7 protein-coding genes are annotated in these 7,640 nt (G+C 60.8%); 3 read left to right on the top strand and 4 right to left on the bottom strand.

Going from position 1 to position 7,640, the window contains the following annotated elements; genetic code table 11:
• The 3 genes from AAFM15_RS07400 to ylqF all read right to left on the bottom strand — a co-directional run.
• The coding region (locus AAFM15_RS07400) for a hydroxymethylglutaryl-CoA lyase (RefSeq protein WP_341686065.1) at positions 1 to 794 on the bottom strand (794 nt) is incomplete at its 3' end.
• A 6-nt stretch (positions 795 to 800) separates the two neighbouring features.
• On the bottom strand, positions 801 to 2,048 hold the full coding sequence (locus AAFM15_RS07395; protein WP_341686064.1) for a TIGR03862 family flavoprotein: 1,248 nt from the start codon (positions 2,046 to 2,048) through the stop codon (positions 801 to 803).
• Positions 2,049 to 2,050: 2 nt separating this feature from the next.
• Positions 2,051 to 2,998, bottom strand: coding sequence for a ribosome biogenesis GTPase YlqF (ylqF, locus tag AAFM15_RS07390; RefSeq protein ID WP_341686063.1), 948 nt, complete (start codon positions 2,996 to 2,998; stop codon positions 2,051 to 2,053).
• A gap of 117 nt (positions 2,999 to 3,115) precedes the next feature.
• Between ylqF and AAFM15_RS07385 the strand changes: the two genes are divergently transcribed.
• Positions 3,116 to 4,282: a YbfB/YjiJ family MFS transporter gene (locus AAFM15_RS07385; RefSeq protein ID WP_341686062.1), complete on the top strand. Its 1,167-nt coding sequence runs from the start codon at positions 3,116 to 3,118 to the stop codon at positions 4,280 to 4,282.
• Between the two features lie 21 nt (positions 4,283 to 4,303).
• Here the strand turns inward: AAFM15_RS07385 and AAFM15_RS07380 are convergent, their stop codons facing one another.
• On the bottom strand, positions 4,304 to 4,897 hold the full coding sequence (locus AAFM15_RS07380) for a C40 family peptidase (protein ID WP_341686061.1): 594 nt from the start codon (positions 4,895 to 4,897) through the stop codon (positions 4,304 to 4,306).
• A gap of 123 nt (positions 4,898 to 5,020) precedes the next feature.
• Here AAFM15_RS07380 and AAFM15_RS07375 point away from each other — a divergent pair, with 123 nt between their 5' ends.
• Both AAFM15_RS07375 and AAFM15_RS07370 read left to right on the top strand, forming a co-directional pair.
• Positions 5,021 to 5,626: an isochorismatase family protein gene (locus tag AAFM15_RS07375; RefSeq protein WP_341686060.1), complete on the top strand. Its 606-nt coding sequence runs from the start codon at positions 5,021 to 5,023 to the stop codon at positions 5,624 to 5,626.
• 112 nt (positions 5,627 to 5,738) lie between these two features.
• Entirely contained in the window at positions 5,739 to 7,634 is a 1,896-nt protein-coding gene (locus AAFM15_RS07370; RefSeq protein ID WP_341686059.1) for a propionate--CoA ligase, read from the top strand.
• Positions 7,635 to 7,640: the final 6 nt, after the last annotated feature.

The following is a 7,640-nucleotide window of genomic DNA, read 5'->3' as shown; positions in this document are numbered from 1 at the left end:
ACCAGGTCCTCCGTGACGACGTTGCCCGAAGCGCCTGGTGCGTAGGGGCAGCCGCCGAGTCCTGCCATGGAGCTGTCAAAAGTGCGAACGCCAGCTTCCCATGCAGCCAGACAATTGGCCAGGCCTAGACCGCGGGTGTTGTGCATATGGGCTGCCCCTGCATGCTTGCCAAGCTCCTGTTGCAGGCGTGTAAACAGACGTTTGACCTGGGCAGGGTTGGCCATGCCAGTGGTGTCAGACAAACCGACTTCATCCACGCCTGCCTCTGCACAGGCATGTGCCAGACGAATCACATCATCTTCCGGTACGTGACCTTGCAGGGTGCACCCAAACGCAGTGGATAACCCCACTTCAACGCTGACCGGATACGTTGCTTGTTCGTTGTGTGCGCGTACATGGTCCATCACCGCCTTCAGCTCGGCGATCATTTGGCTGTGGGTCTTGCGTACATTCGCCAATGAGTGGGCCTCGCTGGCAGAGACGGGCAGGGTGATTTTGTGAGCGCCATTCTGGAGTGCCAGCTGAGCCCCCTTCAGATTGGGGACCAGGGCCATGACGCGCAGTCCTTGTAGTGTGCAGGCATGCTTTACCACTTCGGCGGTGCCTGCCATTTGCGGCAGCAGTTTTGCAGACACAAAGGAGCCCACTTCGATTTCCTGCAAGCCTGCCTCGACCAAAGCGTCAATCCAGCGGCATTTGGCGGATGTTGACATGATGTCCGAGATCGATTGAAGGCCATCGCGTGGCCCCACTTCGCTGATCAGAACATCGTATTTGGGCGGTGGGTTGTGCATGGTTGTTCAAATGAGGTTCAACACGCCCTGCGCGGCAATCCTGCCACTGGCCAGGCAGGCACTGAGCAGATAGCCCCCTGTGGGTGCTTCCCAATCGAGCATCTCTCCAGCAAAAAACAGGCCGGGGTGTTGGCGGGACATCAAATGTGAGTCGAGCGTTTCAAGCTGGACGCCACCGGCGCTGCTGATGGCCTCGTCGATGGGGCGGGGGGCAGACAAAGTCAACGGCAGGGCCTTGATGGCCGCAGCGACCTTTGTGGTGTTGTTCATCGCGTTTTTCGGCAGTACTTCATGCAGCAGCGCCAGGTGTACCGCAGCCAGATTCAAGCGTCCTTTGAGGTGGCTGCTCAGACTTCGCGAACCGCGTGGGTGGGCCACTTCGGCCAGCACACGCTCGGGGCTCCATTCGGGCTTGAGGTCCAGGTGCAGCGTGGCCTGTCCTTTGCGTTCGATCGTGTCGCGCAGCAGTGCGGAGGCGGCATAGACCAGGCTACCTTCGATGCCGGTGGCGGTCAGTACACATTCGCCTTTACGCGAAAAACCTTCAAAGTTCAGAACCGCGCCTTTGAGCGGGTGGCCCGCAAACTGCTCGCGTAAGCGTTCGCTCCAGCCGCCTGCGATGTCAAAGCCGCAGTTGGCCGGTCGCAGCGGGGTGGTGTCCACACCCAGGGTTTGCAGCCAGGGCTGCCAGGCACCATCTGAGCCCAGCTTGGCCCAACTGCCGCCGCCCAAGGCCAGTACCACAGCTGTTGCCTGTGCGCTATGCGGACCGGTGGGGGTGTCGAAACCCAGAACGTAGCTGCCGCCCTCGTGGCGGATGTCCCCGTTCCAGCGGTGGCGCATATGAAAGGTGACCGGAGAGCCCTGAGCCGGGTGGCGCAGGCGCTGCAGCCAGGCTCGCAGCAGGGGCGCGGCCTTCATGTCGTTGGGGAACACGCGCTGCGAGCTGCCCACAAAGGTGTCAACGCCCAGGCCCTGCGCCCAGTTGCGTATGGCCTGTGCATCAAAGTTTTGCAGCCAACCGGCGCATTCGGTTTGGCGCTTGCCGTAGCGGGTGATGAACTGAGCCCAAGGTTCAGCGTGGGTCAGGTTCAGCCCGCCCAGGCCCGCCAGCAAGAACTTGCGCCCGACCGAGGGCATGGCGTCGTACACATGCACGCGAACGCCTGCGTCGCTGAGCACTTCCGCCGCCATCAACCCGGCAGGGCCAGCGCCGACGATGACGACGGTGGAGGAGGGGACTGCGCTCACCATGCTTACCTGCGCGTGCGCGCCCGTTGCGAGGTTTTTTGCGCTTTGGCCTTGGCGAACTCTTCCTTGCGGGCTGCGCGCTCAGCATCGGCCTTTTTGCCTTCGGCCAGCCATTTCGCAAATTCTTCGGGCGTTTCCAGCGTGATGGTGCCCAGCGCACCCGAGCGCAGGTCGTGAATCACAGCCTCTGCCGCCTTGGTGGTGTTGATGCGCCCGCCGGGCAGCAGGGCGCCGCGCACACGGCCCACAGCGCTGAGCACCTGCTCGTCGCTCAGACCTTCCAGGCTGGCCAGTTTGTAGCGGGCCATCAGCTCTTGCGGGTAATGCGCCATCAGGTAGGCCAGCAGCTCCAGGGCCACTTCTTCGTCGTCAAAGGCGTTGACGCCAATGGCACCACTGGCGGCCAGGTTGTAGCCGCTTTGCAGCACGATGATGCGCGGCCACAGCACGCCGGGCGTATCGTACAGATAGAAGTCGTCAGCAATGGTGACGCGCTGCTCGGTTTTGGTCACGCCCGCAATATCGCCGGTTTTAGCTGCGGCTTTGCCTTTGAGGGTGTTGATCAGGGTTGATTTGCCCACGTTGGGGATGCCGCAAATGAGCACGCGCATGGGCTTATCCATGCCACCCCGGTTGGGGGCCAGCTGGCGGCAGGCTGCAGCCAGTGCCTTGGCGGGCTGCTTCATGCTGTTGTCCAGCGCGATGGCGCGAACACCGTCCTGGGCGTTGTAGTGGTCGAGCCATTGCTGGGTACGCACAGGGTCGGCCAGGTCTTGCTTGCTCAGGATCTTGAGCGCGGGCTTGCCCTTGATCAGCCCGGCCAGCATCGGGTTTGCGCTGGAGCCGGGCAGGCGGGCATCAAGCATTTCGATGACGACATCAATGGCTTTGATGCGCTCGGCAATCGCCTGGCGCGTCAGATGCATGTGACCGGGAAACCATTGAATGGACATGGGCGTGGTGTGGTGTGGGCCGTTGACGAAGGAGGTATTGTGCCTGCTTGTCCGTTAGGCGACGTGTGGGGCCGAAGGGTTTGATCTTCTGACCCCGACATGCTCCATACTTGACCCATGTCACAAACATCCACACTCAAACCCTGGCAGGTGATTGCGGGCGGTCTATCGGGACTGGTGCTGACCCTGGGGTTGGCGCGTTTTGCCTACACGCCCTTGTTGCCCGTCATGCAGGCGCAGACCGGTTTGACCGATTCGGCAGCGGGCGCGTTGGCCGCCGTCAATTACGCGGGATACATGAGTGGGGCTTTGGCGATTGCCTGGCTGGATGATGTGCGCTGGCGTCATCGCCTCTATAGCGCGGGTCTATGGATGGCGTTACTTGTGACGGCAGCCATGGCCCTGTCGGCCTGGTGGCCGGCTTGGGCGTTGTGGCGCTACATCGGCGGTTTGTGCGGCGCTACAGGCATGTTGCTGGGCTCTGGACTGGTTCTGGGTTGGTTGATGCAGCACGGTCGCAGGCCCGAGCTGGGGCTTCATTTCATGGGTATCGGCGTCGGCATCGTGGTGTCTGCCCTCGGCGCATGGCTGCTGGGTTTGTGGCTCAGTGACTGGGCCAGCCAATGGCTGGCTTTTGCGGCGCTGGGACTGCTGTTTTTTGTGCCGGCCTGGCGTTGGCGACCGCCAGTACCCCCTGCGGCAACGCCCAGGCAAGCCCAGTCTTCTACAGGCTTGCCATCCGGGCGCTGGCTCTGGACGATGATGCTCAGTTACTTCACGGCAGGCTGGGGGTTTGTGATCAGTGCCACCTTCACGGTCGCGATGGTGGAGCGCGAACCTGCCTTGGCGGGGCAGGGACCCTGGGCCTGGGCGCTTGTGGGGGTAGCTGCCATGCCGGCAGTGTTTTTATGGGACCGTGTGGCACGTGCTCTGGGTGACATTCGGGCCTTGATGCTGGCCATGTTTTTGCAAATTCTGTCTGTCATCCTGCCCGCGGCGTCGAGCTCTTTGCCTGCAGCGCTGATCGGATCTGCCGGTTACGGTGCCACTTTCATCGGCATTGTGAGTCTGACTCTTGCTTTGGTCGGACGACGCTCGCCTGCCAATCCGGGTAAAGCCATGGCCAAACTGACGCTCAGCTATGGCGCAGCGCAAGTGATCGCCCCTGCATTGACGGGTGCCATGGCTCAGGCTTCCGGCAATTTCAGGGCGGGGCTGTGGTTGACTGCGGCCATGCTGACCCTGGGGCTGGCCTTGCTCGCCAGCTTGCCCAAAGAGGAGTGAGGAGTAGGAACCGGAAAGGGCTTACTCGATTATTTGCGCGGGAGACGCGACACCCTCTTCAGTCTGGACGCGGCGAGCACCATTGAAGCGTTTTTGCCAGTAGGCCGAGCGCATGTCATCGATCTTGACGCGCTTGCCTTTTCGAGGCGCATGGATGAATTTCCCGTCCCCGACGTAGATGCCCACATGGCTGAACGCGCGCTTCATGGTGTTGAAAAACACCAGATCGCCGGGTTGCAATTCGGTGCGTTCGATGGTTTCTGTAGCGGCCGCCTGTTCTTCGGCGCGGCGGGGCAGCACCATGCCAAAGGTTTTTTCGTAGACGTTGCGCACCAGACCACTGCAGTCGAGTCCCTTGACTTCGGAGTTACCCCCAAATTTGTAAGGCACGCCCAGCAAACCCATGGCGCGTGTGACGAGTTCTTCTGCACCGAATCCGACGCTGTCTTTGGCGTGGCTGACTTGCTGGCCCCACTGGTCGAGCAGGTTTTTACGTGCTGAGACGGCGGCGGACGCCTGGTTTGTCGTTGAGGTCTCCTGCGCGCGTGCGGGTCCCTGTGCCAGCGCATAGGCGCAAGCACAAGTCAAAACCAGTACATAAGGATTCAAAGACATAGATTGCGAGCATAACCGCTCTGGAAGCGGTTTATGCCGCCGGGATGTAAAGACAAGGTGAACTGACAAGCCAGGCTTTGTACAAGCGACAATCCAATCATTGATGTTTGTGGAGATGTTCTCATGTTGCTTGATGCACAGGAAAGCCAGCTGGTTCTGGTTGATTTTCAACCTCGCTTGCAAGCGGCCATGCACGATGCTGCTCATGCGTGGGGCAATGCCACACGTTTGGCGGCGTTGGCCCAAGCCCTGCAAATTCCTGTTTGGGGAACCGAGCAGAACCCGTCCAAGCTCGGCGTTCTGGATGAAAACATGCGCCAATACTGTCAGCGGGTACTCGCAAAAATGCAGTTCAGTGCTGTGGAAGAGGGCTTGGGCGAATGGCTCAAGCCAGAGCCTGCGGCCACGCCCCGCGGCAATGCACGCAGCTTGCCCAGACACCTGCAAAAGCCCCAGCCAGCGGCACCTTCACGTCAAAGCATTGTCATTGCAGGTGTGGAGGCACATGTGTGTGTGCTTCAGACGGCGCTGGATTTGCTCGAAGACGAGTTTGATGTCTGGGTGGTGACAGATGCCTGCACTTCACGTACCGAGCGCAATCGCGATGCCGCTTACGACCGTCTTGCCGGCGCGGGCGCAGAGTTGGTGACGGCGGAGATGGTGGCCTTTGAATGGGTGCGCTCGGCTGAACACCCCTCATTCAAGGCGATGCAGCAACTGTTCAAGTGAAAGTCAGCTTGCCGCAAGTCCACTCTTCATAATTATGAATTCAGAAATCGCCGACGGGGTGTTCGTATCCTGCTGGTTCGAGTGTCTGATATAAAAATCTAGAGGAGCCCTCATGGCAAGCTATGCAGAATTTCACAAGCGTTCTATCGTCGAACGCGATGCTTTTTGGGGTGAACAAGCTCAGTTGATTGACTGGCACAAGCCCTACGAACAGGTCTGCGACTACAGCAAGCCGCCTTTTGCAATCTGGTTCAAGGGCGGTGAGACCAACCTCTGTCACAACGCAGTGGACCGCCATCTGGCCACTCGTGCAGACCAGAATGCGCTGATCTTCGTTTCCACCGAGACGAACACCGAAAAAACCTATTCCTTCCGCGAGCTGCATGCTGAGGTCAACCGCATGGCCGCCATCTTGCAAGCCCAAGGTGTAGGCAAGGGCGACCGCGTGTTGATCTACATGCCCATGATTGCAGAGGCCTGTTTTGCCATGCTGGCCTGCGTGCGCATTGGCGCCATCCACTCGGTGGTGTTCGGCGGCTTTGCCAGCCACTCGCTGGCCAGCCGCATTGACGACGCGCAGCCCAAGGCCATCGTGAGTGCCGACGCCGGCATGCGTGGCGGCAAGGCCGTGCCTTACAAGCACCTGCTGGACGCCGCCATTGATCTGGCGGCCCACAAACCCGCCAAGGTGCTGATGGTCAACCGCGGACTGGCCCCGCTTAACCCCGTGGCTGGCCGCGATGTGGATTACGCCACCGAGCGCGCCAAGGTGATGGACGCCAACGTGCCTTGCGTCTGGGTCGCCAGCGACCACCCCAGCTACATCCTCTACACCTCGGGCACCACCGGCAAGCCCAAGGGCGTGCAGCGCGACACCGCGGGCTACACCGTGGCCCTGGCTGCGTCCATGAAGCACATCTACATGGGCAACCCCGGCGAGACGTATTTCTCGACGTCCGACATTGGCTGGGTGGTGGGCCACAGCTACATCATCTACGGCCCGCTGATCAACGGCATGGCCACCATCATGTACGAAGGCCTGCCTACCAACCCCGACGCGGGCATCTGGTGGAGCCTGGTCGAAAAGTACAAGGTTTCGGTCATGTTCTCGGCCCCCACGGCCGCCCGTGTGCTCAAAAAGCAGGACCCGGCCTACCTGACGAAATACGACCTCTCCAGCCTCAAGGCCCTGTTCCTGGCCGGCGAGCCGCTGGACGAGCCCACCGCCACCTGGATGGCGGGCGCGATCAACAAGCCCATCATCGACAACTACTGGCAGACCGAAACCGGTTGGCCGATCATGGCGATCTGCAACGGCGTCGAAAAAGCCCCCACCAAGTACGGCTCGCCCGGCAAGGCGGTGTACGGCTATGAGGTCAAGCTGATCAACGAAAACACCGGCGAGGAAATCACCGAAGCTGACCAGAAGGGCGTGATCGCGGTCGAAGGCCCGCTGCCTCCGGGCTGCCTGCAGACCGTCTGGGGCGACGACAAGCGCTACGTCAACACCTACTGGACCAGCATCCCCGGCAAGACCATGTACTCCACCTTCGACTGGGGCGTGAAAGACAAGGACGGCTACTTCTACATCCTGGGCCGCACCGACGACGTGATCAACGTCGCCGGCCACCGCTTGGGCACCCGCGAGATCGAGGAAAGCATCTCCAGCCACCCCAATGTGGCCGAAGTCGCCGTGGTGGGCGTGGCCGACCAGCTCAAGGGGCAAGTTGCGGTAGGTTTTGCGGTGCTGAAGGATCCCAGCAAAGTCAAAAGTGCTGAAGACGCACAGAAGCTGGAAGCAGAAATCATGAAAGTGGTCGACGGCCAGCTGGGCGCAGTAGCCCGGCCGGCCCGTGTGCGCTTTGTGACGATTTTGCCCAAGACCCGCTCAGGAAAGGTGTTGCGTCGTGCCATTCAGGCAGTGTGCGAAGGCCGCGACCCCGGGGATCTGACCACCATCGATGATCCCAGCGCTTTGCACCAGATCGTTGACCTGCTCAAAGCCTGATGATGG

The sequence above is a fragment of the Limnohabitans sp. genome (genome assembly GCF_038134685.1).
Taxonomy (GTDB): domain Bacteria; phylum Pseudomonadota; class Gammaproteobacteria; order Burkholderiales; family Burkholderiaceae_C; genus Limnohabitans_A.
Note: the sequence above shows the minus strand (reverse complement) of the source record. Positions and strands in the feature narration are given on the sequence as shown.

Coding starts and splice junctions, on each gene's coding strand:
- AAFM15_RS07370 (WP_341686059.1), top strand. CDS start 5,739: ATGGCAAGCTATGCAGAATTTCACAAGCGTTCTATCGTCGAACGCGAT.
- AAFM15_RS07380 (WP_341686061.1), bottom strand. CDS start 4,897: ATGTCTTTGAATCCTTATGTACTGGTTTTGACTTGTGCTTGCGCCTAT.
- ylqF (WP_341686063.1), bottom strand. CDS start 2,998: ATGTCCATTCAATGGTTTCCCGGTCACATGCATCTGACGCGCCAGGCG.
- AAFM15_RS07375 (WP_341686060.1), top strand. CDS start 5,021: ATGTTGCTTGATGCACAGGAAAGCCAGCTGGTTCTGGTTGATTTTCAA.
- AAFM15_RS07395 (WP_341686064.1), bottom strand. CDS start 2,048: ATGGTGAGCGCAGTCCCCTCCTCCACCGTCGTCATCGTCGGCGCTGGC.
- AAFM15_RS07385 (WP_341686062.1), top strand. CDS start 3,116: ATGTCACAAACATCCACACTCAAACCCTGGCAGGTGATTGCGGGCGGT.